The following is a 25,181-nucleotide window of genomic DNA, read 5'->3' on the forward strand; positions in this document are numbered from 1 at the left end:
TTTCCGAGCCTTGTTTCAAGACAATATCAGAGATTATCAATAACAGGAGTGTTTATGGCAAGTTTGAAGGATTTTACAGACGATGTTTTGAAAATCGGATTGCCCAAAGGCAGTCTGCAGGAATCCACATTTCGGCTTTTGGCCAAGGCTGGTTATCATTTTTCAGTGAGCAGCCGTTCGTATTTTCCGTCTATCGATGACGATGAGATTCAGGCTATTTTGATTCGCGCTCAGGAAATGGCCAAATATGTTGAGGACGGCGTGTTTGATGTCGGCATGACCGGCAAAGACTGGATTCTTGAAAACCGGGCCGATGTCCATCAAGTGGCGGAACTCACGTACGCCAAACAGACCCGTCGGCCGGTGCGTTGGGTCCTGGCCGTGCCCAAAGAGTCTGATATTCAGTCCGTTCAGGACTTGAATGGCAAACGCATTGCCACCGAAATTGTCAATCTGACCCGGGACTATCTGAACGGCCATGGCGTAAACGCCACCGTCGAGTTTTCCTGGGGAGCCACGGAGGTGAAAGCGCCTACATTGGTAGATGCGATTGTGGAAGTGACCGAAACAGGCAGTTCGCTGCGTGCAAATAATCTCCGGATTGTGGATACATTGCTCGAATCACGCACCATGCTGATTGCCAATAAAAAAAGCTGGGAAAATCCGGCAAAACGCGAGAAAATTGAAAATTTTAATCTAATGATCCAGGCCGCGCTTGCAGCCGAGGATAAAGTCGGTCTGAAAATGAATCTGCCGGAATCCAAACTCGATGAACTCATGAAGCAGCTGCCGGCGATGAAAAAACCTACGATTTCGCATTTGTACGGCGGCGACTGGGTGGCTGTGGAAATTGTTGCCGAAGAGGAAGCGGTGCGGCGTCTGATCCCTGCCCTCAAACGGGCGGGCGCAGAAGATATTATTGAATATCCGCTGAATAAAATTATATATTAATACCGGACTAGTTATGAATATATATCAAAAAGATCAGCTAACGGATTTTATGCATAAATTTGAATCCCGCCGCCTCGAAATTTCTCGGGACGTTGAAAAAGCGGTGGCGGATATCCTGCAGAACGTGCAGCAGTATGGAGACCGGGCGCTTGTTGAATACGCACAGCGCTTTGACCGGGTAAATCTGAATGTGCATCCATTGCGTGTACCCGAGGAAACCCTGCAGCAGGCACACGCGCAGCTTGACCCGGAACTTTTGGATGTTTTGCGCGGTTCGCGTGATAATATCAAACGCTATCACGAAAAAGCCATCCCCCAATCCTGGCTGACCTGGGAAGACGACGGTGTCGTGCTGGGACGGCGGGTGCAGCCTTTGGAGCGAGTGGGGGTATATGTGCCCGGCGGACTGGCCGCCTATCCATCCTCATTGCTGATGGGGGCTGTGCCGGCGCAGGTGGCCGGAGTTGCACAAATTTGCGTGACCACACCCTGTAATGCGGAAGGAAAAATGAATCCGTTGATACTGGCCGCAGCCTGGGAACTGGGCATTGAGAATGTATATCGGGTGGGCGGTGCGCATGCTGTGGCCGGCATGGCATTCGGAACCGACACCATTCCGCGCGTAGACAAGATTGTCGGACCGGGAAATATCTATGTGGCCACTGCCAAGAAAATGCTGTATGGTCAATGCGGTATTGATATGGTGGCCGGGCCCAGTGAGGTATTGATCATCGCGGATGAAAGCGCGGATCCGGCTTTTGCCGCAGCGGATCTGCTGGCGCAGGCCGAACACGATCCGCTGGCTTCGTCCATTCTGGTGACACCTTCTTCCGAGGTGGCCAAAGCTGTGGCCATAGAAACCGAACAACAACTGCTCAAACTGGACCGGGTTGAGATTCTGAATTCATCCCTCGCCGAATACGGGGGCATTCTTTTGCTCGACAGCATGCAGGAATGTGTCGAGATTTCCAACCGGCTGGCCCCGGAACATCTGGGACTGCATGTCCGTGATCCGTGGACGCTGCTGGGGGACATCAAAAACGCAGGCGCCATATTTCTGGGACATTATTCACCGGAAGCTGTCGGTGATTACTGGGCCGGTCCCAATCACGTTCTGCCGACCAATGGGTCGGCGCGCTTTTTCTCGCCCTTGCGCACCGAAGACTTTGTCAAGGTGAGCAGTTTGATTTCCTATACCCAAACCGCTATGCAGAAACACGGTGAAAAAATTCGACGATTTGCCGAGAGCGAAGGACTGGATGCGCATGCCTCCGCCATCGAAAAACGAATGGATTCATTATGAAACAGTATTTCAAAACTTCAGTTTTAGATCTGGACGGCTATTCCTCCCCGCCGCAAAAAGAATTCAAAGTCAAGCTGAACCAGAACGAGAGCCCTTTTGATGTGCCGGAGGAAATCAAAAACCGCTGTATACAGCGCATCGAACAGCTCGCCTGGAACCGCTATCCGATCAACAATTCTCAACTGCTTCGGGATAAACTGGCGGCCCGGCATGCCGTGTCTGCGGACCAAATACTGCTCGGCAATGGCTCCAATCAGTTGTTTCAAACGTTGTTAACCGCTGTCCTGTCACCCGGAGACGGCGTTCTTCTGACACCGCCGACGTTCTCGCTGTATCAGTTGTTTGCAAAGATTTATGACGCTTCTATCATCGAGGTAATGCACCCGCCGGATGAATCGTATCCTCTCGACAAGGTGCTGGAGAAAATCAAGCATGAATCACCGCGTCTGGTCATCGTGTGTTCCCCCAATAATCCCACAGGAGCGGAAATTTCGCTGCCGGATGTTGAAAACATTTGCCGGAATGCGCCGGGACTGGTGCTGTTTGACGAAGCGTATGGTGAATTTTCCGATCGTGAAGCGGTTTCCCTGGTACAGCGCCATGAAAATCTGGTCGTTTCGCGCACGTTTTCCAAGGCGTTCAGTATGGCGGGGTTGCGGTTTGGCTATTTGATCGCACAGCGTCCCGTCATTCAGCAGCTTGGCAAGGTGAATCTGCCTTATAACGTCAATGTGTTTACCGAACAGGTGGCCATGGAATTACTGAATCATCAGAGTGACTTGATGCAGCACGTTCAGTATCTGCAAACAGAACGAGACCGCGTCTATGCACTCCTTCAGCGGCTCTCGACTGTGACTGTTTATCCCAGTGCAGCCAATTATCTGCTGCTGAAAGGTCCGGATGATCTGGATCTGTTTGAAGCCTTGAAGAAACATGGAATCCTGGTGCGGGATGTCGGTTCTTATCCGCTGCTGCAGGGACATCAGCGGGTCACCATTGGCTGCAAAGAGGAAAATGATCTGTTTCTGGACGCTTTACAGAGGGTTATGCAGGAATATCACTCATACTAACGGAGTGTATTATGAAACGCAAGGCACATATGGAACGCAACACCAAAGAGACTCGGATCCAGTTGTCTCTGAATCTCGATGGGTGCGGTGACGGTTCGGTTTCTACCGGGATTGGATTTTTTGACCACTTGCTGGATGCACTGCAAAAGCATGCCGGCTTTGATTTGAATCTCAAGGCAGCCGGAGATTTGCATATTGACGGGCACCACACAGTAGAGGATGCCGGGATTGTGTTCGGGCAGGTGTTTTCCGAGGCTGTGGGCGATGCCGGTGGCATCCATCGCTTCGGCTGGGCCTATTGCCCGCTGGATGAAGCCCTGGCCAGAGCGGTCGTGGATATTTCCGGTCGTGCTTTTTTCCGCTATTCGAGCGAGCTGGAACTGAGACGCGTTGGCGGGTTTGACGGCGAATTGTTTACAGAATTTTTGCGCGCTTTTGCGGATAATGCCCGAATCAATCTGCATGTCACACTGATAGACGGCAGCAATCATCATCATGCCATGGAAGCGATGATCAAGGCAACGGCGCGCGCACTGCGCATGGCGCTCACCCGGGATGACCGGGAAACCGGTATACCGTCAACCAAGGGGTATTAAAGTGATCTGTGTCATCGATTATAATGCAGGAAATTTGCGCAGTGTACAGAAAGCATTGGAAATCTGTGGCGCAAATACGATAGTGAGTTCAGAACCGGATGATATGCGCAAGGCGGATAAAGTGGTGTTTCCCGGAGTCGGGGCGTTCGGCAAAGCCATGCATACTCTAAAAGAACTGCAGCTGGTAGAGCCGATCCGGGAGGTAATAGACCAAGGCAAACCGTTCCTGGGTATTTGTCTGGGACTGCAGCTGCTGCATGAAACCAGTGAAGAAAGTCCGGGCGTAACCGGACTTTCTGTGATTAAAGGGCGTGTTAAACGCTTTTCCGATCAGCTCAAAGTCCCGCATCTGGGCTGGAATGTGCTCATTCAGCAGCCTTCTCCACTGTGGAACCAGGTACCGGATGAGAGTTATTTTTATTTTGCCCATTCATATTATATCCAGCCTGCCGATGAGGATATTGTCACAGGTGAAAGTGAATACGATGGACAATTTGCGGTGGCTGTTCGGCGGGATAACGTGTTTGGACTGCAGTTTCATCCCGAAAAATCACAGAAATACGGATTACAAATCCTGAAAAATTTCATTGAACTATAGGAGGCGTTTGTGCAGATTTTACCGGCCATTGACCTGCTTGGTGGAAAATGTGTAAGACTGAAACAGGGGGCTGAAAAAACAGCCAAAGTCTACAATGAGGACCCCGTGCAGCAGGCGCGCTTGTGGGAAGAGCAGGGAGGAGAGGTGTTGCATATTGTCAATCTGGACGGCGCATTCGGCCGGGCAGCGGAAAATGTACAGGCCATTGAAAGCATTGTTAATGCGGTCACGTGCCCGGTTGAGCTGGGCGGCGGTATCCGTAACATGCAGGACATTGAGCGCTGGTTGGAGCTTGGCGTGACGCGGGTCATTCTGGGAACGGTCGCAATTACAGATCCCGAAATCGTCGACTCGGCTGTTCGAACATACGGCGCTGAAAAGATTATTGTGGGGCTGGATGGACGTGATAATAAAGTGGCTATTGAAGGCTGGGAAAAACAGACGGATACCGGAATCTTTGACTCTCGCCGTCGAGATGCGCGATAAAGGCGTACAGCGTATTATCTATACGGATGTGCGCCGGGACGGTGAACTGACAGGCCCGGATATTAAAGCCACAGACCGGTTGAGCCGTGACACCGGCTTGAAAATTATTGCATCGGGTGGATTTTCCAAACTTGAACATTTTGAAGAATTATACGCTTTGAATAATCCCAATATCGAAGGCGCAATCGTGGGGACCGCGCTGTACGAAAACAAGCTTGATTTGAGTGACCTGGTCAAGCGTTACCGTTAAGCAGAGGAACTGAACATGCTGGCAAAACGTATTATTCCCTGTCTGGATGTCAAGGATGGACGGGTGGTCAAGGGTATTAATTTTTTAAACCTGATTGATGCCGGGGATCCGGTTGAACAGGCCAAATATTATGATGAACTCGGCGCAGACGAACTGGTGTATCTGGATATCACGGCCTCGCATGAAAAACGCGATATCATGCTGGATGTGGTGCGGCGCACTTCGGAACAGGTGTTTATGCCCCTGACTGTCGGAGGCGGTGTGCGCACCCCGGAAGACGCGCAATTGCTGCTTAAAAGCGGTGCGGACAAGGTGACCATGAATACCGCGGCGGTTCTGAACCCGGCAGCTGATCACAAACTGTTCGGAACGCTTTGGCGCACAGGCCACCGTGCTGGCAATCGACGCCAAATACAAAGAGAACGGCCATTGGCAGGTCTATATTTACGGCGGACGCGAGCCGGTTGAACGGGATGCCCTCGAATGGGCATTAGAGGCGGAAGAACGGGGGGCGGGAGAAATCCTGCTTACCTCCATGGACCGTGACGGCACACAGGACGGGTTTGATCTTGATTTGACATGGACGATCTCCCATGCTGTAAATATACCGGTCATTGCTTCCGGCGGCTGTGGAGCTGTGGAACATTTTTATGACGTTTTTGCCAATGGCGCCGCAGATGCAGCGCTTGCGGCATCGATCTTTCATTATCGAAAAAACTCTATAGAAGAAGTGAAACAATATTTACAGGAAAGGAATATTCATGTCCGAAATTGAAGTGTTGATCAAAAAGGATTTTATTGCTCATTTGACGTTTGATGACCGAGGACTCATTCCGGCGATTGTACAGGATGTTAATGACAATACGATCCTGATGCTCGGATATATGAACAAAGAAAGCATTGAAATGACATTTGAAAAGAATAAAGTGACCTTCTGGGAGCCGGTCCCGAAAAAAATTCTGGACCAAAGGTGAAACCTCGGGCAACTATCTCAGTGGTGGAAATGTACACAGACTGCGATACGGATACAATTCTGGTAAAAGCACAACCGTTTGGTCCCACCTGTCACACCGGCAAACGTTCCTGTTTTTCCTGGAAGGTTGATGGGTAATGCTGAATGCTTTTCAAAAAGCCTTTATGTTTGTTGTGCTGATTCTCGCCTGCAATTCTGTTCACGGACAGACGCCTTTTAAGGAAAATACGTTTGATGAATATGCGTATCCCGGGTGTGTCAAGGATGAACAGTATACGCGCATTATTGAAAAACGCTCACGCCAGCAGTTTCCCAACGCAAGAACTTTGTTGGTTGCAAGCTTTTTGACCACGGACCGACCGCGGCAGGTTGTGTCTTATTATTCAAAACTGTCCGGACAGCGTTTTTTTAAATACGGCAATTTTTTCACTTATGTTTTTTCTGAAATTGATGGAAAAGCAGCCACCCGCATTGATGTGTACCCGGTTGAAATTGCCAAAACCTACAGTTATTTCTGGCCGACCCGAATTGATTTGTATATTATCCGTTATCCTATACGGGTGAAATTTCCTCAGGGACTGGACCAGTCGAAAGAAGAGTTAAAGCAACGGGTCGGACGTTTATATTTTGACGGCAGGTTACGTAAAGATATCGCCCGCCTTGATATGGAGGAAATCGGTCCGGACGCAGAAGTGTATGTCATCGAGACCGACGAGTCGTTTTATAAAGTAACCCAGTTTTTCCGTCATCGATATGGGCGGATTGAAGTGATTCAAATGCGGGACCAGAATATGTGGGTTCGTCAGGCTGAGTTTGATGCCAGCTGGGCGATTCGGCTTGAAGCAGATGAAATTCAGCTGGTTATCCGCATCGAAGAAAATCCTCTGGTCATTGACCGGCACGGCAATACCCAGTTGTACAAAGGCAAGGTTTTTATAAAATATATATTCTGGAAGCAGGAAGAGTAATATTCGATTATTGGATGTGGTGTGAAACATGAGGCTGCCGATGCGATATATGATTATTGAAAATCCTTACGCTGCCGGGGGCGAATCAAAAAAGCATTTTCCACATATTGAAAAACGATTCAGAGATTGTGGAGTAGAATACAAAGCGGTTGAGACCCGGAATGCGGCGGATGCTGAACAGCTGGCGTATACTGCAGCGAAACAATTTTACGACATGATTATTGCCGTGGGCGGCGACGGTACGATCAATCAGGTTGTCAACGGCATTATGAAAGCGGACGCTCATGCAGCTCTGGGTATTATTCCAGCCGGTACTTGTAACGATTTTATCAAATCGGTCGGCATTCCGGAAAGTATCAGCCGAGCCTGTGATATTATTCTTTCCGGAAAAACTCTTCCGGTTGACGTGGCGCTTGCGGGCGACCGGTTTTTTATCAATGCCATCGGTATCGGATTTGATGTCAAAGTCGTCCAGGACCTGGCGCTATACAGTTATCTTCCCGGAAAACTTGCTTATTATGCTGCTGTGTTTAAAAATATATTCAGGTACAAAGCCTTGCCGCTGGATATTCATAGCAAAACGGACCGACATCAGATGGATATGGTGATGCTGGCTGTGACAAACGGGCAATATTATGGTGGAAGCTTTCATATCGCACCGACCGCGGATGTGATGGACGGGATGCTGAATGTTGTTATGGTGCATGACTTGAGCGCTTTTAAACGTGTTTTATTCCTTCCCAAAGTGGCCAAAGGCACACATCTCAGCGCTCATAATGTAGATCATTTTACGACAACCGAACTGTCTATCCGCTCATCAACCCCTTTGACTCTGCAGATTGAAGGAGAGTTGATGCAATGGCCGGAGCCGTTCATATCCATTTCCAGCATCCATCGCGGTCTCAATGTCGCTTGTATGGGCGATGCTTAATAGACCAATCATCCTGTTTACGGTATCGACTCTCACTTGTATGAGATATTGCTCTGTTTTTCCTTGCAACGAATTTCTAAAATTCGTATGTTAAAATGAGCTTTCTTATAAACTGACCCGTATAGGGCAAGTTTGCATTCTGTTTGAATTGTTCCGATATCAAATATTAAAGAGAATCAAAACCGTATGAAACATACAACCGAGCAATATCTACTGCCTCGAAAACAATCTTCCCAATTCCATGTCGGGCTGGCTCTGATTGTATATTCAATGTTTTGTTTCCTCGCCTTATACGCGGCCAGACTGGCTTTTCCCGTTGAACGTTTCGGCATTATGCCGCTTTCGCCTAAAGCCGGTATTTTACTGGCCGGGTTTTTGCTTTTTTCCTATAAATATTGGCTGGTTTTGATCATCCTGCTCGGTGCCGCTTTGCTGGGAGTCGATTATGCGACTCTGCAGTATGATGCAGTCAGCTATTTTAATGCAATCCTTTTGATTGTGGCCACTCTATTGTCCGCTGCATTGATAAAACGATTTTCCAACGGGAGCCGGTTTTCGGAACGCACACGTTATACCATTGGTTTTGTAGCCAGTGCAGCGCTGGGCGGCATTATTGCGTCACTTTTGAGCTGCTTTCTCATAGCCTATTGCACCTGGAGTGATTTTAATTTCAATATGATTGCCTACAGATTTTCAGCTTTTTTTGCCGGTCATTTGTTTTTTACTCCTTTTATTTTGAGTTTTATTTCCCAATGGAAAGACCCTGCCGCGCCCGGCAAACGACAGTATATTGTCGCTGAAATACTGCTGTTTCTGCTATTGTTTGCAGCGACTGCGCTTCTGACTGTTCGTATCGATCCCGACTCTTTGCGTTTGTCATACCTTGTTTTTCCGTTTGTCATTTTCAGTGTGTTCCGTTTCGGGGCTTTGGGTGGATCTTTTACTCTATTTTTGTTTGCAGGATTTGTTCTGCTTCGTATTCAGGTATTGCCGCATTTTCAACCGCAAGAATCCCTGGCGGCACCTCAGGAACTCTTGATTCTCCAGGTGTTTTTGCTGGTGGTTGCCTTTACCAGTTTGTTTCTGGTCGCCATGCAGTCCGAGCGTATACGCACTCAGGAGGAAATGCAAACCAAAGAGGAACGTCTTCGTCTGGCCAACCAGGCTGTGAATGACGGCATCTGGGACTGGCATCTGCCAAGTGGAAAAACATACGTCAGTGATCGATGTTATCATATGCTGGGTTACCGTCGCGAAGATTACAATTCCTCTTTTATTACCTTGATCCGCCTGCTTCATCCCGCCGACCGCTGGAAGACCTTTGAGCATATAAAATCCGCAATGCGGACCGGCAGTCGTCTTGATATTATTGTGCGTTTTGTAACAAAATGGGAGAGTTATCATTGGGTTCATTTGCGCGGACAATGTGTGGCCTATGACGATAAAAAACGGCCTGTCCGTCTGGCGGGAACGATCAATGACATTGACCGCGAAATGGAAGCCAAAAAAGCGCTGGCGCGATCGGAAGAGGAAAAAAAGATCATTTTGGACCATATACCGGACAGCATTCTTTATCTGGACAAGCAGATGCGAATCGTCTGGATCAATAGACTCCCGATTGATACACAGAAAAACAGCGTCGATCCAAAGACATTGATCGGTGAGAGATGCTTTAAAGTAATCTTTGATCTCGATAAACCGTGCAATGACTGCCCAATGGTGGCCTGTCTGGTTTCTAATTCACCGCAGAGCGCTGAAATTTCTACTGATGACGATCAGTATTATCTGATTCATGCCAATCCGGTTTTTAATGCGGATCGGCTGTTGGTCGGCGGTGTGGTGTATTTACAAAACCTCACCCAAACGAGGAGTTTACAAAAACAATTGCTTCAGGCCCAGAAAATGGAAGCAATTGGGCTTTTGGCCAGCGGTGTGGCCCATGATTTTAACAATATCCTGCAACTCATGCTGGGCTACAGCGAGTTGATGCAGATGGAACTGGCCAAAACATCATTTGCCTCGCGTGATTATATTGACCACATTATCAATTCAGCGCAACAGGCAAAGTCCACTGTCAAACAATTGCTGGCATTCAGCCGCAAAGACACACGCCTGAACAAAACCGTTATCAGTATCAATTCACATGTCAATAATCTCATTAATCTGATCAAACGTTTGATAGGCGATCATATTCTGATCACATTCAATGAAGCTAAAGATCTGCCGGATATCAAAGCGGATGGAGGACAGCTGGAACAGGTGCTGCTGAATCTTTGTATGAACGCCAAGGATGCCATGCCGGACGGAGGCGAACTGACCTTGACAACGTCATCTACTTTTATTGAGAGCCGCCACAGTCAGTACTATGATCTGCCGCCCGGCCCATATGTGCTGTGCTCCGTGTCTGATACCGGTATGGGGATGAGCAAAAAAGTTCAGGAACGCATTTTTGAGCCGTTTTTTACCACCAAAAAGGAACGCGGTACCGGACTGGGGCTGGCGATGGCATATGGGATTGTCAGAAATCATGACGGCGCTATCCATGTGTACAGTGAAGAAAATAAAGGCACGACATTCCGTATGTATCTGCCCGTTCAGCCGGCGCTCAGCGCTACCCAACCCTCTGATGCCGATTCGGAGATTGATTTTACACCTTCCGGGGAATTGATTCTGCTTGCAGAAGATGAGAAAGAAGTGGCACAGTATGCGAAAACCATGCTGCACGAGGCGGGATTCCGTGTGGTGCTGGTGCACGACGGCAAACAGGCTGTCCAGGCGTACAACCGATACAGCGATAAAATCGATCTGGTTCTCATCGATGTGATTATGCCACACATGACCGGTGTGCAGGCAGCCCGTTACATACGGCAAATTAATGAAAATATTCCTGTTTTATTCAGCACCGGGTACGATGCCGAGATCGTAAAAGGATGTGATCCCGAACAGATTCTTGAGAAACCCTTTGAAAAACGCGTGTTGTTGAGAAAAATTGCGGCGGCTCTGAAACAGACCAAACAGGAAGCCTAAAGGTCAAAAAAATTATTTAAAAATGTTAACGTTAACACTAACAATCATTTGGAGGAAAATGCTATGAAAAATGTAGTGTATTTTGCAATTTTACTCGGCATCATCAGTGGCATACCTTTGTCCGCTGTTCACGCCGATTCAGAGGTCGAAATTGCCGGCGAGTTAAAAACCTGGCATCCCGTCACTTTGACATTTATGGGGCCCGAGGTGTCAGAAATGGATAAATTTAATCCTTTTATGAATTACCGTTTGACCGTGATGTTTCAGCATACCCGCACCAAAAAAGAATATATAGTGCCCGGATATTTTGCCGCGGACGGAAACGCGGCTAATACTTCCGCTACATCCGGAACTAAATGGAGAGTGCATTTTACACCGGACGAACTGGGCGAATGGAAGTATTCGGTCGATTTTCGTAAAGGCAACTGGGTTGCAGTCAGTGATCGAAATAAACCCGGCGAAAGCGGCGGATACTTTGATGGACTGACCGGCTCATTTCCAGTTGGAGCCTCTGATAAAAGCGGACGAGATTTCAGAGGCCGGGGGCGTTTGCAATATATCGGAAAACACTATTTAAAATGTGCGGCAAATGGCGAGTATTTTCTCAAGGTTGGCGTCGACGCGCCGGAAAATTTTCTCGCCTACGCCGACTTTGACGGCACGTTTCACAATGACGGGCACAAAGATGATCTGGTTAAAACCTGGGAACCGCATTTGCAGGACTGGGATGAAGGTGATCCCACCTGGCAGGGGGGAAAGGGTAAAGCGATCATCGGCGCCCTGAACTATCTGGCTTCCAAAGGGCTGAATGCTGTTTCATTCCTGACTATGAATATCGAGGGAGATGACCGCAATGTCTTTCCCTATGTGGATTATAACACCTATGACCGGTTTGATGTATCCAAGCTGGATCAGTGGAATATTGTGTTTACACACGCGCAGGAAAACGGACTTTTTCTGCATTTCAAAACCCAGGAAGCTGAAAACCAGGGACTCTTGGATAACGGGGGGGTAGGAATGCAGCGCAAACTTTATTATCGCGAGTTGATAGCAAGATTCGGGCATCATTTGGCGCTGAACTGGAACCTCGGAGAAGAAAACGGCGACTGGGTTAAAAACCATAAAACACCGCCGCAGTTCAAATGGCAGCGCCGGTCCATGGCCGAGTATTTTTACAATCATGATCCCTATCAACATCATATTGTGATCCATAATGGTAACGCGTTTTATGATCTTTTGGGAGAAGAAAGCAAGCTGACCGGCCCGTCCGTGCAGACCCATCGGATGGATTTTTCACTGGTCCATGACGAGGTGATCAAATGGCGCAGGTTGTCGCGCGCCGCAGGCAAACCCTGGGCGGTTTCCGTGGATGAGCCGGGCGATGCGCAGCATGCCCTGGTACCCGATTCGGATGACTCTCTGCATCATGATGCTCGTAAAAACGCCTTGTGGGGCGCTTATATCGGCGGCGCCTGGGGTGTTGAGTGGTATTTCGGCTATAAACATGATCATTCCGATCTGACCTGCGAAGATTTCCGTTCCCGCGATCTGTTCTGGGATCAGTGTCGCATCGCCAGAGAATTCATGACCGGAAATGATATCCCCTATTGGGACATGCAGCCGCACGATGACCTGCTCGATGGAACTGACAACTGGTGTCTGGCAGTACCCGGTGAAATCTATGTGCTTTACATGAAGAACGGCGGTGAATCGAAACTGAACCTGAAACGCAAATCCGGTGAATACAGCGTAACCTGGTTCAATCCGCGCACCGGCGAGCGGGTTGAAAATGAATCTGCTCAGATCACGGGTGATGAGATGGCCCCCGTCGCTGCTCCTTCTGACTCGAAGGATTGGGTGGCGCTTGTAAGAAAAAGGAACTAGAGAATTTAGATTATTTTGATGTTGTTTGTTTTTTACGCATTCACGGTGTAAAAATCTGTGCACGCAGAGCAGCAGAGGTCGCAAAGAAAACAAAAAGGTAAATGATGCTCTCTTTTGGTTTTCCTCAGTGATCTTTGCCTTTGCGTGCAATTTTATATTTATAGTTCAATCGTTTTCCGGAACTGCCGACATGCTGAAATCAGCCTGTTTATTTCTGTGTTTGCTTGCCTGATTCTTTTTTTGACAATTTCTTCTTTTTTCCTTATGTTATAAAAAAAGTATTTAATCGAATCCGGAGTGATTATGCTGTATCGTGAGTTTGGAAAAACAGGAAAAAAAATTTCAGCGCTATCTATGGGCGGAATGCGTTTCCCGGAACCGGAAAAAATAGACGAAATGGCGCAGATACCGGTGGCGGCTGCAGAAGCGGGCGTCAATTATTTTGATACGGCGCCGTATTATTGCAACGATCAGTCCGAAACCATCATGGGGGCAGCTCTGGCCGAGATCAAGCGTAAAGGCTATTCTGTTTACGCCGGTTCAAAAACCAATTCAAAAACATATGACGGGGTCTGGCGTGATCTGGAAAAAACATTGAAACGGCTGGGACGCGATACAATTGATTTTTATTATTTATGGTGTATTATCACCGATGATATTTTTGAGGAACGCAAGCAGGGCGGTGCGCTCAAAGCCCTGATGGAAATCCGTGAACAGGGGCTTGCGGATCATATCAATGTATCCTCGCATCAGGACGGCGACGAGATTCGCGACCTGGTGCAGACCGGGCATTTTGACGGTATTCTGCTCGGATACAATATTCTGAATTTTGACTATAGAGAAACCGGTGTTCATGCCGCTTACGAAAATGATCTGGGTGTGTTTATCATGAATCCGCTGGGCGGAGGACTGCTGACCGATTCGCGCAATGCGGAACGGTTTCAGAAATTTAAACTCTCGAACGATCAGTCCATGCTGGAGGCATCTCTGCATTTTTTGCTGCTTCATAAACAAATCACCGCTGCACTGGTGGGATTCACATCCATTGAGGATGTTCAGACCGCGGTAAAGGCGGTCGAATCTTTTGAGCAGGTCAAAAACACGGACCTGGCTGCCTATAAAGACCGAATCCGCGAAGGCTTTTCCAGCTTGTGCACGGGATGCCGATACTGTGAATACTGTCCGGAAAACATTCCGGTGTCTAAACTCATGGATACCTATAATTACTGGATTCTCTACCAGGATAAAAAACAGGTACGTGAGCGTCTGAAATTTCACTGGAACCTGGGCACGGATGAAGCCATCGAACTCATCGAACGCTGTACCGAATGCGGAACCTGTGAAAGCAAATGCACGCAGAAACTGCCGATCATTGAACGACTGCAGGAATTGCAGTCCGTACTGTCATAATATCACTGGCAATCTCGTCCCTGGCCTCCGGCCGGGGACGGGTGGCGACCTTGGGATGGGGGAATATTTATCCTGTGATGCTCCGCAAAGTCAAAGACCGTACATGAATATGAACTTTACAAGGCTGAAATTTGACGCTTAATTTATTCAAGATATTGCAAAAGTAAATTAGCTTAATATTTAAATTGGAAAAACAGGCGATGCAGGGGGAATAAATCTTTTTATTTTAGATGAAAATCGATTGTTAGCTTTTTACAACTCTCGGCAAAAGAAATTGCAGATTCTGACCGACGCAAGCCAAAGCGCCCCGGCACCCAGGGGGCTAAAGCCCCCGATCGTGGGTGTGTGTTCGCTTTTTCTCCCCGAGCTAAAGCTCGGGGCTATGAAAGCCAGTCTAGCAAAGAGGAGCGAAGAATCGGGCTCCCATAGCTCTGGCCGCCCAACGCGGCACGATCTGGTTCAATCGTTCCGTCAGTCTCAATTTCGTCCCCGGCCTCTGGCCGGGGATGTGAAATGTTTTTTGATAACCGGCAGTATGTACTATAGTACGTTCTGTTTTACAAATGCTATTCAACCCTTGTTTTGCTCATTTGATACACAATCAGACCGTTTCGTCTATGATTATATCCTGACCGAGTTTGGTCAACTATGATTTTTACAAGTTAGCTGTCCCCGCATCCACACCGCCAGACCCGGAGTTCTGCGCGCTCCGGCTGTATACCACTAGACAGACCGTTGCCGGGGTTGCCGAATTCATCGTTCATCGGTCCGCGATTGCCGGTGCTGTTTTGATTAATATCCAGCATCTTTTTCTGTGTGATCAGTGAAAGCGTAAACGTATCGAGCTGGGTCGGGTCCATGCCCGGCCTCAGGGGAGAACGATAAATCGACCACAGGGTCATCAATGTGTATTACTCGGGACGTGTGAAACGCGTGGTTCGGGCACCGTGTCCGCGCTCTCGCAGATATTGATCACACCGAGGGGGATCATGTTACAGTCCGCCCAGTGACCGGGACCTGTATGTCCCTGAAACATGCGGCAGCGGTTCAACATTTGTTTGAGTTTCGAATTCCGACCTTTGTCGTGTACATCATCGGCGATGGGTTTAAAACTGTCGTCGGTACAGGAGGGAAATTTGTTAGGCGCCGGGATAAGCCTGCCGTACTCGTCGATTAGCTGTTTGGGAAAGGGTTCTTTGTATTTCTCCTCCACAGCAGTCGCTTCCGCTGCATATCAGGCGATATCGATGACGATATATTCGTAACCATAAGGTTTTAGATGTTCCGCATATAATCGGCCATGACTTTGACTTTTTTTCCCTGACATCAGCGCCAAACACATCCCAGCTGTTCAAGGCCATGGGCGGTTTTTGAGCGATTTTGTTGATCGGGAAAATGGCGTAATTGATACAGAGCACAAGATGGATCTTTTTGAAAAATTATCGGTACATATACCGATAAATCATGAATATCGGTTTTCAAAGCGATATTAAAATTAAGGCTTGACTTTTCATAAAAATTTAAATATATTTCGATTGTTAACGAAATGAAAAGGTTGCTATGGAACAACTCGTACAACTATTCAAGGCGCTCTCGGACAAAAACCGGGTACGCATCCTGAAAATGCTGGAAGCGCGTCCCCTGTGCGTGTGTGAAATCACCGAAATTCTGGGACTGGCTGCGTCCACAACGTCAAAGCATTTGCATATTCTGACGGATGCCGGACTGAGTTTCGAGCAAAAGGACGGAAAATGGGTGAACTATCACCTGAATCGGGCTGCGCAGCAGCAGTACATCAAGCAACTGCTGCCGTTGATGCGGGAATGGATCAATGATGATCCGGTTGTGGATCAGGATCGCAGAAACATGCAGACCACGGATCGGGTTGACCTGCGCCGGCCTGTGCGGAAAAACAATTCGATAACACGGAAAGTGAATACTCATGAACTGGAAAAATCAATATAAACCTCTGCTATGGATGGTCGGTCTGTTTCTGGCCGCCTATTTTCTGCCGGTGGAGCAGAGCCGCTTTCAACAGGCGGTTCACGAATCTCTGGCGCTGGCCAAATGGTACGCGCGCGAGCATGTGATTCTGTGCCTGCTTCCGGCGTTTTTCATCGCCGGAGTCATCGGTGTGTTTGTCAGTCAGGCTGCGGTGATCAAATATTTTGGCGCCCGTGCGAAAAAATGGCTGGCGTATCTGGTGGCTTCGGTGAGCGGCACGGTACTGGCGGTGTGTTCCTGTACGATTCTGCCGTTGTTTACCGGGATTTATCGACGCGGGGCGGGCATTGGCCCGGCGGTCGCGTTTTTGTATTCCGGCCCGGCGATCAATATCCTGGCGATCATTTTAACGGCTCGTATTCTCGGATTTGAACTGGGTGTGGCGCGAGTGATCGGCGCGGTGCTGTTTAGTGTGGTCATCGGACTGTTGATGCATTTGATCTATCGCAAAGAAGAAGCGGAAAAAGCGGCGGCCCAGGCGGTGATGCCGGAACCGGAAGAGACGCGTCCGCTGATTCAGACGCTGTTTCTGTTTGTCACCCTGATCGGCATTCTGGTGTTTGCCAACTGGGGACGTCCTGTGGCGTCATCCGGATTGTGGCATGCCATCTGGTCACAAAAGTGGATAATTACCGGCGGATTCGGCGTGCTGCTGGCGATTGCCCTGGTTACGGTGCTGAAACTGAACTGGAAACATGTAGGTTTGGCGGCAGCAGTCACTGTTCTGACCGCTGTGATTTTCCCGGGGAATCCGTTGATCCCGTTTTCGGCTGCGATTTTCGCCGTGGCCGTGCTTCTCAGCCGACAGCAGGGTGAAGGCTCGGAGTGGATGTCGTCCACCTGGGATTTTGCCAAACAGATTTTGCCGCTGCTGGGCGCGGGTGTGCTGGTGGCCGGGCTGCTTCTCGGGTCTCCCGAGGGCGCTGACGGACTGATCCCGTCGCGCTGGATCGCCTCGCTGGTGGGCGGCAACTCGCTGTTTTCAAACTTTTTCGCGTCCATTGTCGGCGCGTTTATGTACTTTGCCACCCTGACCGAAGTCCCGATTCTGCAGGGTCTGATGGCCAACGGCATGGGCGACGGTCCGGCGCTGGCGCTGCTGCTCGCAGGTCCGGCATTGTCCCTGCCCAACATGCTGGTCATCCGCAGTGTCATCGGCACACAGAAAACCACGGTGTTTGTGCTGTTGGTCGTCGTGATGGCCACGATATCAGGTCTGATTTATGGCGGAATCATGGCTGGATGAGCGTTGAAAGGTTTAATTGTTCAAGAGTTGAACAGTCGAACCTTTAAACGTTGAACTTTTTTATGACTTTTGATTCTGGAGGTATAATGAAAAAACTACAAATATTAGGCACAGGCTGCCCCAAGTGCAAAAAGCTCACAGAACTGACGGAACAGGCGGCCAAAGAGCTTGGCATCGCATACGAGATTGATAAAGTCACTGATATCAACGAGATCATGGGATTTGGCGTCATGATGACACCAGGCCTGGCTGTGGACGGTGAGGTAAAGGTGGCGGGTAAAATACCCGACGTGGATGAGATTAAAAAAATGTTAATGTAAACCCCGTTGAACAAAAAGGTTGAAAACGTTTTACAATCGAATGCTGTGACAACCAAAACCATGTATGCATGCAATAGCGGATTTAAAGCAATAAAAGCCACGTCGCGGCTAAAAAAAGGTGAATGGAAGATTTAGGGTTGTTAATCCGAATATTGAATCTGGTAATTTGAAGGAGAACCGAAAATGAAAAGATGTAAAATTATTTATCCTCTCGCGATTTTACTATTACTACAAATTGGCTGTTCTGAAAAAACGCAAGAGGAACCCGTCGCCAAAACAGAAGCGCAAACTTTATCGCCGGACACTTCCTCAAAGGATGTAAAGAAGGATTCGGTTTTAGTTACATTCATCGAACTGGGATCGGTAAAATGCATCCCCTGCAAGATGATGCAGCCGATTATGGATGAGATTGAAACGGAATATGCGGGACAAGTCAAGGTCGTATTCCACGATGTCTGGACAAAAGAGGGGCAACCCTATGCCCAAAAATACGGTATACGAGCGATTCCCACTCAGGTTTTTCTGGACAAAGAAGGCAATGAATATTTCCGGCATGAAGGTTTTTTTCCGAAAAAGGAGCTGGTCAAGGTTTTGGAAGAACAGGGAGTAAAGTAATGGATACTCTTTTTGTCTGGTTATCAGAAAAATTAAGCGGTTCAGCAGAGCTGGCATTGACCGCTTCTTTCTTATGGGGCATCCTGAGTATTCTGCTCAGTCCTTGTCATCTTGCCAGTATTCCCCTGATCGTGGGCTTTATTAACGGACAAGGTATTGTCACAAAGAAACGCGCCTTTATTCTGTCAGCCCTCTTTTCTGTCGGCATTCTGCTGACCATTGCTGTGATCGGGCTGATCACCGGAATGATGGGCCGTATTATGGGTGATGTGGGAAAGACCGGGAATTATATTGTAGCTGTGATATTTTTTGTGATCGGACTGCATCTGCTTGAAATTATCAATTTGCCTTTTCCGGGCATGTCCAATCAACCAAAGATGAAAAAGAAAGGCGCCCTGGCCGCGTTTGTGATCGGTCTGCTTTTTGGTATCGCATTTGGCCCTGCACGTTCGCCTATATGGCGCCTATGTTGGGAATTGCTTTCAATGTCGCCTCGACCCGTCCGGTTTTTTCCGGCTCCTTGATCCTGGTTTATGCTGTTGGACACTGCTCGGTTATTGTGCTGGCCGGAACGTTCACCAGCATGGTGCAGAAATATCTACAATGGAACGAACGCTCGAAAGGTGCGGTGATCCTGAAAAAAATCTGCGGGATTCTGGTGATCCTGGGAGGTATATATCTGATCTGGAGCGTGTATTGACATGATTTTTTAAATTCAGGAATTTGTCATGACTCTAAAATTCATGAAATTGAGCGGTGGCGGGCGGGGCACCGCATTGTTGCTTATCCGCCTGAAAAGTCGGAGATTTGCCTGATAAAATCGTTGTTGCCGATCCGGATGTCTGTCGGCATTCCGCCATTAAAATAATCACAACCGGAAAAGCACACTGTACGATGGAAAATCGCCAGGCGGCCATATCCGATCTGATCGTGTTGACCGTACATCCGCCTAATGCGGATTCCGATTTGAGCGAATGCAAAACGGTGTTGAGATATGGCAAATGACGTCTACAGCAGAACATTTTCAATTTGATAGATGAAAGGAACCAAATATGAGATCATTTTCTCTCAAAATTTCAACTTTATTCCTCACAATGAGTTTAGTTTTAGCGATCGTTAGTGTTACTCCAATTTTGGCACAAACCAGCCAAGCCAACCTGAAAGTTTCACCAGAACTTAAAAATTTCGACAATATGGTGCTGCAGAGCCGGCAGGAGATGCGGAAATATTGCGCCATCGTGCAGGAATTAATCAAACAAGAAGATACTCAAAAGCAGGCGAAAGGACTGGAACATATCCTACAGTCCACGGCGTTATGGGAAAACGTCCAGCAAAACTTTCAGAGCCAGCCGCCAGCGGAATATCAACAGGACGAAAAATTTGGTTCCCGATTGGATGCGATTCATCAGGGTATGCAGAATATGGAAAACCATCTTGCGGATGGAAAATATCAAAAAGCCCTTAAAGTCTGCGGGGCAACCTGCGCCTTGTTTGTAAAAATGCATGAGGAAAACAACCTTGTCTACGCGGCGGACCGGCTGTTTCATCTTCGCAAGATGGCGAAACAGATGATCAATAAAGAGCATGATTCCGGGTTGCCAGCGATTAAAGGTATGACAGGTGATCTGTTAAATCTGCGGAACAATGTTTTGGTAGCGCCCTGTCCCGCTCCCGATAATGAAAAACAGTGTGAAAAATACCAGGCTGCCCTGAAAAATCTTTCGACTCAATTAGATGATCTGGCAATCAATGTGGTGAATAATGACCGGGTGGCAGCGGAAGCTATTCTCAAAAATCTCGTGTCAGCCATCAACCTGGCTTACGGGATTGCGTTATGATTGTAAGACGACAGGGTGAACAGGATAATCAGGATTCTCGTTTGTAAAGTTTGATAGCTTTGCAAGGGTCTTTATGGTTCAGAACGGGTTGACGAAATAGAAAGATTTGAATTTTACCTGCTAAAAGCCTCTGTCCTCCTGTCCATTGTCAAACAAGCAAATGTGTTATGTTAATAACAGGAAAAGGTGTTGCATGAAATGGATTCCGAAAAGCGCACTCCGACAAGGTATCGCAATAACTGCTATTGCCGCGATCATCGGGCTGGCAGTTAATGCGTTTCACCCTCGAAACGTGCAATTTTCTTTTACTCGACCGTCATTGGAATATGCACCTGATTCGCTGCTGACAGAAGACCCTTTATCGGACAATATCGCCGGGCAAAGTGATTCTTTGACCATGGCGCCGAACCAGAGCGGCGAGTTGATTGTTATCAGCACAAAACAAGTGCGGCAGCTTGTCTCTCGGGGGCAAGCTGTGCTGCTGGATGCGAGAACCCGGGCTGAATATACAGCAGGACATCTTCCCGGAGCAAGACATTTACCGGTGGAGTTTGTTTACGAGTATGAAAACCAGATCACGGCGTTCCCCAAAGATAAATGGCTCGTCTGCTACTGCGACGGCCCTCCCTGTGACCTGGGCGAGTTGTTGGCGTACGAGCTGATGCTGCGTGAATTTAACCGGGTTGCCGTGTATCAGGACGGGTTGAATGATTGGAAAAAACGATATCCGATCGTGAAAGGAAAGGAGGCGGGCGATTTTGAAAAGTGAAACGATGAAATGGTTCGTATTGGCATTACGCTGGATTGTGGCGCTGCTCTTTATTTATTCCGGTTTTATAAAGATTATGAACCCGGCCGCGTTCGCTGAACAGGTCGATAACTATCGCCTGGTGCCTTATTTTTTGGTCACCCTGACCGCGGCAATCCTGCCCTGGCTGGAACTGTTTTGCGGGCTTTTGTTGATTTTTGGCAGATGGCTGCATGGAGCCCTGCTCATATTAGTGGTGTTGAATCTGGTTTTTCTCTTTGCTGTTAGTTCGGCGCTGGCGCAGGGTCTGGATATCAGCTGCGGCTGTTTTTCCACCGGCAATGAGGGCACGCGCATCGGGATTAAAAAACTCATTGAAAATGTAATGCTGGTGCTGGTTTCGATTGCGCTTTATTTACAAGTTGTATTCAAAAGTCAAGACCGTCTAATAAATAACTGACTTTTACTGCTTATGTAATACGTTGAAATACAGAGAAAGAGGAAAAATGATAACAATTCTCTGTTTCCGGCTTTTATCACATCAATCAATGGATATCATATGAAACGAAAAATTGTCATCTTTTTATTTGCTGTATTTATACCGGCTCTGCTTCCGGCGCAGCGGATGCAAACGGATACTGTCGCTATTTCTTTAAATGATGCGTTGCAAGAGGCGCTTTCCAATAATGAACTGTTGAAAAAAACTGCGGCACGCACCAAAGCCGGTCAGGCATCGCTGCAACAGGCAGAGGGAGAAATGCTTCCAACGATTGACGCCAATTTCAGTTATGGTTATCTGGATATTGTGCCCGGTTTCAGAAAACAGGTGCTGGGTAATATTCAACATGATTTATTCCCCAGCCTTTCTATCAGTCAACCCATCTATACGGGCGGAAAATTAAAGCATGCCAAACAGGCGGCAGAGGCGGAGGTTGAAGCGCTGGAACAGGCATTTATGACTGAACAATTGAATCTCAAGCTGGCCGTGGCCCTGCGTTATTTTCAATTGCAGTCGCTGATTCATCAAAGGCGGATTCTGCTGGAAAATCGAAAGCAACTGGAGACCCAGCAGCGCTACGCCCGACTTTTGGTGCAAGCCGGACGCATGTCGCAACTGGAGCTGCATCGCATCGGTGTGGAGATTGCCGGCAGCGATGGCCGCCTTCTTAAAATTGATAATGATTTTCAAACGGCTTCCTACGAGCTCGGCCTGTTGTTGGGGAGAAAGCAGCCTCAGCTCTTGCTGCCACAGGATTCCCTGCAGGCGCTCCCTTTTGAGCCGTACCTTGAAGTTTTGGTGCCGACCGCGCTGGAGCATAATCCCGTATGGAAACAACTAGAGTTCGATCTGCGCAGAGCTGAAGCAAAGGTGAAACTTCAGCAGGCGGCCCGACTGCCGCAAGTTTCTGCCCAGGCGTATTACGGTTATGAATTCGGATTTGAATCCTTTTCTCTGGATAAGAACAAGCGCTACTTCTGGGGTCTGAACATCGAAGTGCCCATCTATGACGGCAACGTCATCGGAGCAAAGATCGATGAGGCGAAAGCTGGACTGGAACAGATCCAGTGGCAACGGGAATATTTTCGAAAAAATCTGGCAACCCAGGTGCGGAACAGTTACGCACGGCTCAAAGAAAAAGAGCAGCAAATCGCTATTCAGCAACAGGCGGTGGAGCAGGCGCATCAAAGCTATCGGTTGGCCATGATCGAGTATCATGCCGGGAGGCGTTCCAATACGGATGTGCTGGATATTCAAAAATCTCTGCTCAACAGTCAGTTCACGTTGGATCAGGCGACTCTGGATTATAATATTGCCCGCGCCCGGTTGCTGGCGGTGATGGGTATCTTTTAAGAGGATCAATTTATGAACAGCACAGCAATTTTCATCAACGGGCTTGCCCTGATCTGTTTGGTTTTATCGCTGATTTTTAACCGGCAAAAAATCAAACAAGCCATAACGGCAGCAACAAGATCGTTCTTGAGGATATTGCCCCAGGCGCTGCCCATCATCGTGCTGATCGGTCTTTTTAAAGTGTGGGTGAAAAAGGAAACCGTGGAAAAACATTTGGGTCAGCGATCCGGACTGCGCGGGCATTTCTGGGGCATTCTGCTGGCGGGAACCACGGTGGGTGGATTATATGTGGCGTTTCCCGTAGCTGCCGCATTGTATCACAAGGGCGCTCGCCTGGCAGTCATCTTTTCATATATCAGTGCGGCTGCCATTGTACGCATCCCCATGACCAATTTTGAGGCATCCTTTTTAGGAATAAAATTTTCTCTTTTGCGTTTGGCGGTTTCTTTGCCCCTGCTATTGCTTACATCGGAATTATTGGGCACGGTTTTACAAAAGAAAAACTATGCACCACAACAAAATTAGAGACAGTATGCTGATATTTTTTTACAGCGGTATTGAGTAACTCGTTAACTTCTGGGAGCAGATTATATGAAACGAATATTTTTAGTAACGGCTGTTTTTATATCGTTTTGGCTGATTCACGGCTGCGGCTCAAAACCGGAAAGCCCGGCAGAAGCCAAAAAATCCAATGCCAAATTGGTAAAAGTGCAGACCGTTCAAACGCGGAAACTGACTGAAAAATTGAAATTACCCGGCACGCTGCGTGCCGAAAATGTCGCCAATATCCTGGCCACAGCCGAAGGAAAGATTTCCAAATTATTGGTACGCGAAGGGGACCGTGTGCAAAGCAATCAAGTGGTTGCCATGCTCAGCTCGCTGGTGCGCGAAGATATCATCAATTCAGCGCGGTTGCTGGTTCAGGCAAAGCAGGAGGCGCTGACAAAAGAACCCAATAATTCAGAATTGCAAAGAGAACTGGAACAGGCGCAAGCGGACTATCAATTTGCTCTTCAACAATACAAAGAAATTCCGGTGACGTCACCCATCGCAGGCGTGGTTTCCCAGCGCCGGGTGGATCTGGGCGACATGGTGCCTGCAAAAACCAAATTATTCGAGATTCAGAGCAGCGCCAGGCTCCTGGCGGATGTGCCGGTGTCGGAGCTGGATATCCGCAAATTAAAGACAGGACAGACGGCAGAAATACTGGCGGATGCCTGCCCGGAAAAACGATTCCACGGAGTCATCCAGCGCATCTATCCCCAGGTAAACAGCCAAACCCGCAACGGCATCGTGGAAATCAAGTTAAAAAATCCGTGTTCGAATTTGCGGGCAGGGATGTTTGTACGGGTGTTGTTTGTTACGCAAACGCTGGAAAATGCCCTGGCCATACCGGTGCGGGCGATTATCGAGCGACCGCAGCATAAAACCTGCTTTGTTGTCCGTAACGGCAAAGCCGAAGAAAAGATTCTGCAAACCGGACTGCAAACCGACGGCTGGCTTGAAATTCTTTCCGGTGTAGCTCCTGGAGATAAAATCGTAATCGAAGGACAACAGCAATTGAAAACCGGGACGGTTGTGAAGATTCAGGTGAATAAATAGCCACAGAGGCACAGAGAAATTAATATTTATAAACCACTGTGAACTCTGCTCTTATGGTTAAAATAACCAAATAACAAAAACAAAGAGAATCAAAATGGAGCTGAATAAAATTACCGAAAAAATTATCGGCTGTGCCATTGAAGTGCACAAAACGCTGGGTCCTGGATTACTGGAATCCATCTACGAAAAAGCGCTCTGTATCGAATTAAAAGAGGCCGGTTTAAATTTTAATTCACAAAAAGTTATTCCCTTGAATTACAAAGGTCACTCCATCGGAGAATTCAGGATTGACTTGGTGGTGGAGAACGCCGTAGTTGTTGAAATAAAAAGCGTGGAACGACACGATCCAATTTTTGAATCACAGATTTTGAGCTACATGAAATTGGGGGATTACAAATTAGGTTTATTGATCAATTTTAATTCTCGTTTACTGAAAGAGGGTATAAAGAGGTTTATCTTATGATTTAGCGTCACCGAAACACGGAGAACCCAGGTAAAAAAAATTAAAA

The 25,181-nt window shown here is 48.0% G+C and carries 30 protein-coding genes and 1 pseudogene; 29 read left to right on the forward strand and 2 right to left on the reverse strand.

Translation table 11 applies throughout. The annotated features are described in order from the left end of the window. The first annotated feature begins 54 nt into the window (after positions 1-54). The 15 genes and pseudogenes from hisG to U5R06_11335 all read left to right on the forward strand — a co-directional run bounded on the left by hisG (position 55) and on the right by U5R06_11335 (position 14,447). A complete protein-coding gene (gene hisG, locus U5R06_11265) occupies positions 55-951 on the forward strand; it encodes an ATP phosphoribosyltransferase (protein ID MDZ7723355.1) in 897 nt (298 codons plus the stop codon). 13 nt (positions 952-964) lie between these two features. Further along, positions 965-2,254 carry a histidinol dehydrogenase gene (hisD, locus tag U5R06_11270; GenBank protein ID MDZ7723356.1) on the forward strand — a complete coding sequence of 430 codons (1,290 nt, stop codon included), beginning with the start codon at positions 965-967 and terminating at the stop codon, positions 2,252-2,254. Next, positions 2,251-3,324, forward strand: coding sequence for a histidinol-phosphate transaminase (gene hisC, locus U5R06_11275; protein ID MDZ7723357.1), 1,074 nt, complete (start codon positions 2,251-2,253; stop codon positions 3,322-3,324). Before hisD ends, hisC begins: the two co-directional genes overlap by 4 nt. An 11-nt stretch (positions 3,325-3,335) precedes the next feature. Beyond that, positions 3,336-3,920, forward strand: a complete 585-nt coding sequence (gene hisB, locus U5R06_11280) for an imidazoleglycerol-phosphate dehydratase HisB (GenBank protein ID MDZ7723358.1) — start codon at positions 3,336-3,338, stop codon at positions 3,918-3,920. A gap of 1 nt (position 3,921) precedes the next feature. Beyond that, entirely contained in the window at positions 3,922-4,518 is a 597-nt protein-coding gene (hisH, locus tag U5R06_11285) for an imidazole glycerol phosphate synthase subunit HisH (GenBank protein MDZ7723359.1), read from the forward strand. Positions 4,519-4,527: 9 nt separating this feature from the next. After that, positions 4,528-5,004 (forward strand): HisA/HisF-related TIM barrel protein, encoded by a 477-nt coding sequence (locus U5R06_11290; protein MDZ7723360.1) that lies wholly within the window; start codon positions 4,528-4,530, stop codon positions 5,002-5,004. Beyond that, on the forward strand, positions 4,976-5,254 hold the full coding sequence (locus tag U5R06_11295; protein ID MDZ7723361.1) for a HisA/HisF-related TIM barrel protein: 279 nt from the start codon (positions 4,976-4,978) through the stop codon (positions 5,252-5,254). The genes U5R06_11290 and U5R06_11295 overlap by 29 nt, the downstream gene beginning before the upstream one ends. A 15-nt stretch (positions 5,255-5,269) precedes the next feature. Beyond that, positions 5,270-6,029: pseudogene (gene hisF, locus U5R06_11300) on the forward strand (imidazole glycerol phosphate synthase subunit HisF). Continuing rightward, the gene (locus tag U5R06_11305) at positions 6,016-6,228 is read left to right on the forward strand and encodes a hypothetical protein (GenBank protein MDZ7723362.1); all 213 of its coding nucleotides are present in this window, start codon (positions 6,016-6,018) and stop codon (positions 6,226-6,228) included. The pseudogene hisF and the gene U5R06_11305 overlap by 14 nt, the downstream one beginning before the upstream one ends. Positions 6,229-6,257: 29 nt before the next feature. Next, positions 6,258-6,365, forward strand: a complete 108-nt coding sequence (locus U5R06_11310) for a phosphoribosyl-AMP cyclohydrolase (GenBank protein MDZ7723363.1) — start codon at positions 6,258-6,260, stop codon at positions 6,363-6,365. Continuing rightward, positions 6,365-7,195, forward strand: a complete 831-nt coding sequence (locus U5R06_11315; protein ID MDZ7723364.1) for a hypothetical protein — start codon at positions 6,365-6,367, stop codon at positions 7,193-7,195. Before U5R06_11310 ends, U5R06_11315 begins: the two co-directional genes overlap by 1 nt. A gap of 40 nt (positions 7,196-7,235) precedes the next feature. Further along, positions 7,236-8,126: a diacylglycerol kinase family protein gene (locus U5R06_11320; protein MDZ7723365.1), complete on the forward strand. Its 891-nt coding sequence runs from the start codon at positions 7,236-7,238 to the stop codon at positions 8,124-8,126. 186 nt (positions 8,127-8,312) lie between these two features. Then, complete coding sequence (locus U5R06_11325; protein ID MDZ7723366.1) at positions 8,313-11,153, forward strand: ATP-binding protein; 2,841 nt, start codon at positions 8,313-8,315, stop codon at positions 11,151-11,153. A gap of 63 nt (positions 11,154-11,216) precedes the next feature. Next, complete coding sequence (locus tag U5R06_11330; GenBank protein ID MDZ7723367.1) at positions 11,217-13,037, forward strand: DUF5060 domain-containing protein; 1,821 nt, start codon at positions 11,217-11,219, stop codon at positions 13,035-13,037. 303 nt (positions 13,038-13,340) lie between these two features. Further along, entirely contained in the window at positions 13,341-14,447 is a 1,107-nt protein-coding gene (locus U5R06_11335; GenBank protein ID MDZ7723368.1) for an aldo/keto reductase, read from the forward strand. A 662-nt stretch (positions 14,448-15,109) separates the two neighbouring features. On the opposite strand, the gene U5R06_11340 is transcribed toward U5R06_11335, so the two are convergent. Beyond that, positions 15,110-15,307 carry a hypothetical protein gene (locus U5R06_11340; protein ID MDZ7723369.1) on the reverse strand — a complete coding sequence of 66 codons (198 nt, stop codon included), beginning with the start codon at positions 15,305-15,307 and terminating at the stop codon, positions 15,110-15,112. Positions 15,308-15,348: 41 nt separating this feature from the next. Next, positions 15,349-15,660: a hypothetical protein gene (locus tag U5R06_11345; GenBank protein MDZ7723370.1), complete on the reverse strand. Its 312-nt coding sequence runs from the start codon at positions 15,658-15,660 to the stop codon at positions 15,349-15,351. 347 nt (positions 15,661-16,007) lie between these two features. Between U5R06_11345 and U5R06_11350 the strand changes: the two genes are divergently transcribed. The 14 genes from U5R06_11350 (at position 16,008) to U5R06_11415 (ending at position 25,135) form a co-directional block, all read left to right on the forward strand. Then, positions 16,008-16,412 (forward strand): metalloregulator ArsR/SmtB family transcription factor, encoded by a 405-nt coding sequence (locus U5R06_11350; protein ID MDZ7723371.1) that lies wholly within the window; start codon positions 16,008-16,010, stop codon positions 16,410-16,412. Further along, on the forward strand, positions 16,390-17,697 hold the full coding sequence (locus tag U5R06_11355; protein ID MDZ7723372.1) for a permease: 1,308 nt from the start codon (positions 16,390-16,392) through the stop codon (positions 17,695-17,697). Before U5R06_11350 ends, U5R06_11355 begins: the two co-directional genes overlap by 23 nt. Before the next feature lie 86 nt (positions 17,698-17,783). Then, positions 17,784-18,017, forward strand: a complete 234-nt coding sequence (locus U5R06_11360; GenBank protein MDZ7723373.1) for a thioredoxin family protein — start codon at positions 17,784-17,786, stop codon at positions 18,015-18,017. 183 nt (positions 18,018-18,200) lie between these two features. After that, the gene (locus U5R06_11365; GenBank protein MDZ7723374.1) at positions 18,201-18,632 is read left to right on the forward strand and encodes a thioredoxin family protein; all 432 of its coding nucleotides are present in this window, start codon (positions 18,201-18,203) and stop codon (positions 18,630-18,632) included. Then, on the forward strand, positions 18,632-19,156 hold the full coding sequence (locus U5R06_11370) for a cytochrome c biogenesis protein CcdA (protein ID MDZ7723375.1): 525 nt from the start codon (positions 18,632-18,634) through the stop codon (positions 19,154-19,156). The genes U5R06_11365 and U5R06_11370 overlap by 1 nt, the downstream gene beginning before the upstream one ends. After that, positions 19,099-19,332, forward strand: coding sequence for a hypothetical protein (locus U5R06_11375; GenBank protein MDZ7723376.1), 234 nt, complete (start codon positions 19,099-19,101; stop codon positions 19,330-19,332). Before U5R06_11370 ends, U5R06_11375 begins: the two co-directional genes overlap by 58 nt. A gap of 107 nt (positions 19,333-19,439) precedes the next feature. Continuing rightward, positions 19,440-19,637, forward strand: coding sequence for a hypothetical protein (locus U5R06_11380; GenBank protein MDZ7723377.1), 198 nt, complete (start codon positions 19,440-19,442; stop codon positions 19,635-19,637). 47 nt (positions 19,638-19,684) lie between these two features. After that, positions 19,685-20,470 carry a hypothetical protein gene (locus tag U5R06_11385; protein MDZ7723378.1) on the forward strand — a complete coding sequence of 262 codons (786 nt, stop codon included), beginning with the start codon at positions 19,685-19,687 and terminating at the stop codon, positions 20,468-20,470. Positions 20,471-20,663: 193 nt separating this feature from the next. After that, complete coding sequence (locus U5R06_11390) at positions 20,664-21,239, forward strand: rhodanese-like domain-containing protein (protein ID MDZ7723379.1); 576 nt, start codon at positions 20,664-20,666, stop codon at positions 21,237-21,239. After that, positions 21,229-21,678, forward strand: a complete 450-nt coding sequence (locus tag U5R06_11395; protein ID MDZ7723380.1) for a MauE/DoxX family redox-associated membrane protein — start codon at positions 21,229-21,231, stop codon at positions 21,676-21,678. Before U5R06_11390 ends, U5R06_11395 begins: the two co-directional genes overlap by 11 nt. 99 nt (positions 21,679-21,777) lie before the next feature. Then, positions 21,778-23,070: a TolC family protein gene (locus tag U5R06_11400; GenBank protein ID MDZ7723381.1), complete on the forward strand. Its 1,293-nt coding sequence runs from the start codon at positions 21,778-21,780 to the stop codon at positions 23,068-23,070. 12 nt (positions 23,071-23,082) lie between these two features. Beyond that, on the forward strand, positions 23,083-23,595 hold the full coding sequence (locus U5R06_11405) for a permease (protein ID MDZ7723382.1): 513 nt from the start codon (positions 23,083-23,085) through the stop codon (positions 23,593-23,595). Positions 23,596-23,661: 66 nt separating this feature from the next. After that, positions 23,662-24,672, forward strand: a complete 1,011-nt coding sequence (locus U5R06_11410; protein MDZ7723383.1) for an efflux RND transporter periplasmic adaptor subunit — start codon at positions 23,662-23,664, stop codon at positions 24,670-24,672. A 94-nt stretch (positions 24,673-24,766) separates the two neighbouring features. Continuing rightward, entirely contained in the window at positions 24,767-25,135 is a 369-nt protein-coding gene (locus U5R06_11415; GenBank protein ID MDZ7723384.1) for a GxxExxY protein, read from the forward strand. Positions 25,136-25,181: the final 46 nt, after the last annotated feature.

Source organism: candidate division KSB1 bacterium (assembly GCA_034521575.1).
GTDB lineage: Bacteria > Zhuqueibacterota > Zhuqueibacteria > Residuimicrobiales > Krinioviventaceae > JAXHMJ01.

Coding starts and splice junctions, on each gene's coding strand:
- hisG (MDZ7723355.1), top strand. CDS start 55: ATGGCAAGTTTGAAGGATTTTACAGACGATGTTTTGAAAATCGGATTG.
- hisD (MDZ7723356.1), top strand. CDS start 965: ATGAATATATATCAAAAAGATCAGCTAACGGATTTTATGCATAAATTT.
- hisC (MDZ7723357.1), top strand. CDS start 2,251: ATGAAACAGTATTTCAAAACTTCAGTTTTAGATCTGGACGGCTATTCC.
- hisB (MDZ7723358.1), top strand. CDS start 3,336: ATGAAACGCAAGGCACATATGGAACGCAACACCAAAGAGACTCGGATC.
- U5R06_11305 (MDZ7723362.1), top strand. CDS start 6,016: ATGTCCGAAATTGAAGTGTTGATCAAAAAGGATTTTATTGCTCATTTG.
- U5R06_11310 (MDZ7723363.1), top strand. CDS start 6,258: ATGTACACAGACTGCGATACGGATACAATTCTGGTAAAAGCACAACCG.
- U5R06_11315 (MDZ7723364.1), top strand. CDS start 6,365: ATGCTGAATGCTTTTCAAAAAGCCTTTATGTTTGTTGTGCTGATTCTC.
- U5R06_11320 (MDZ7723365.1), top strand. CDS start 7,236: ATGCGATATATGATTATTGAAAATCCTTACGCTGCCGGGGGCGAATCA.
- U5R06_11325 (MDZ7723366.1), top strand. CDS start 8,313: ATGAAACATACAACCGAGCAATATCTACTGCCTCGAAAACAATCTTCC.
- U5R06_11330 (MDZ7723367.1), top strand. CDS start 11,217: ATGAAAAATGTAGTGTATTTTGCAATTTTACTCGGCATCATCAGTGGC.
- U5R06_11335 (MDZ7723368.1), top strand. CDS start 13,341: ATGCTGTATCGTGAGTTTGGAAAAACAGGAAAAAAAATTTCAGCGCTA.
- U5R06_11340 (MDZ7723369.1), bottom strand. CDS start 15,307: ATGGACCCGACCCAGCTCGATACGTTTACGCTTTCACTGATCACACAG.
- U5R06_11350 (MDZ7723371.1), top strand. CDS start 16,008: ATGGAACAACTCGTACAACTATTCAAGGCGCTCTCGGACAAAAACCGG.
- U5R06_11355 (MDZ7723372.1), top strand. CDS start 16,390: ATGAACTGGAAAAATCAATATAAACCTCTGCTATGGATGGTCGGTCTG.
- U5R06_11360 (MDZ7723373.1), top strand. CDS start 17,784: ATGAAAAAACTACAAATATTAGGCACAGGCTGCCCCAAGTGCAAAAAG.
- U5R06_11365 (MDZ7723374.1), top strand. CDS start 18,201: ATGAAAAGATGTAAAATTATTTATCCTCTCGCGATTTTACTATTACTA.
- U5R06_11370 (MDZ7723375.1), top strand. CDS start 18,632: ATGGATACTCTTTTTGTCTGGTTATCAGAAAAATTAAGCGGTTCAGCA.
- U5R06_11375 (MDZ7723376.1), top strand. CDS start 19,099: ATGTTGGGAATTGCTTTCAATGTCGCCTCGACCCGTCCGGTTTTTTCC.
- U5R06_11385 (MDZ7723378.1), top strand. CDS start 19,685: ATGAGATCATTTTCTCTCAAAATTTCAACTTTATTCCTCACAATGAGT.
- U5R06_11390 (MDZ7723379.1), top strand. CDS start 20,664: ATGAAATGGATTCCGAAAAGCGCACTCCGACAAGGTATCGCAATAACT.
- U5R06_11400 (MDZ7723381.1), top strand. CDS start 21,778: ATGAAACGAAAAATTGTCATCTTTTTATTTGCTGTATTTATACCGGCT.
- U5R06_11405 (MDZ7723382.1), top strand. CDS start 23,083: ATGAACAGCACAGCAATTTTCATCAACGGGCTTGCCCTGATCTGTTTG.
- U5R06_11410 (MDZ7723383.1), top strand. CDS start 23,662: ATGAAACGAATATTTTTAGTAACGGCTGTTTTTATATCGTTTTGGCTG.
- U5R06_11415 (MDZ7723384.1), top strand. CDS start 24,767: ATGGAGCTGAATAAAATTACCGAAAAAATTATCGGCTGTGCCATTGAA.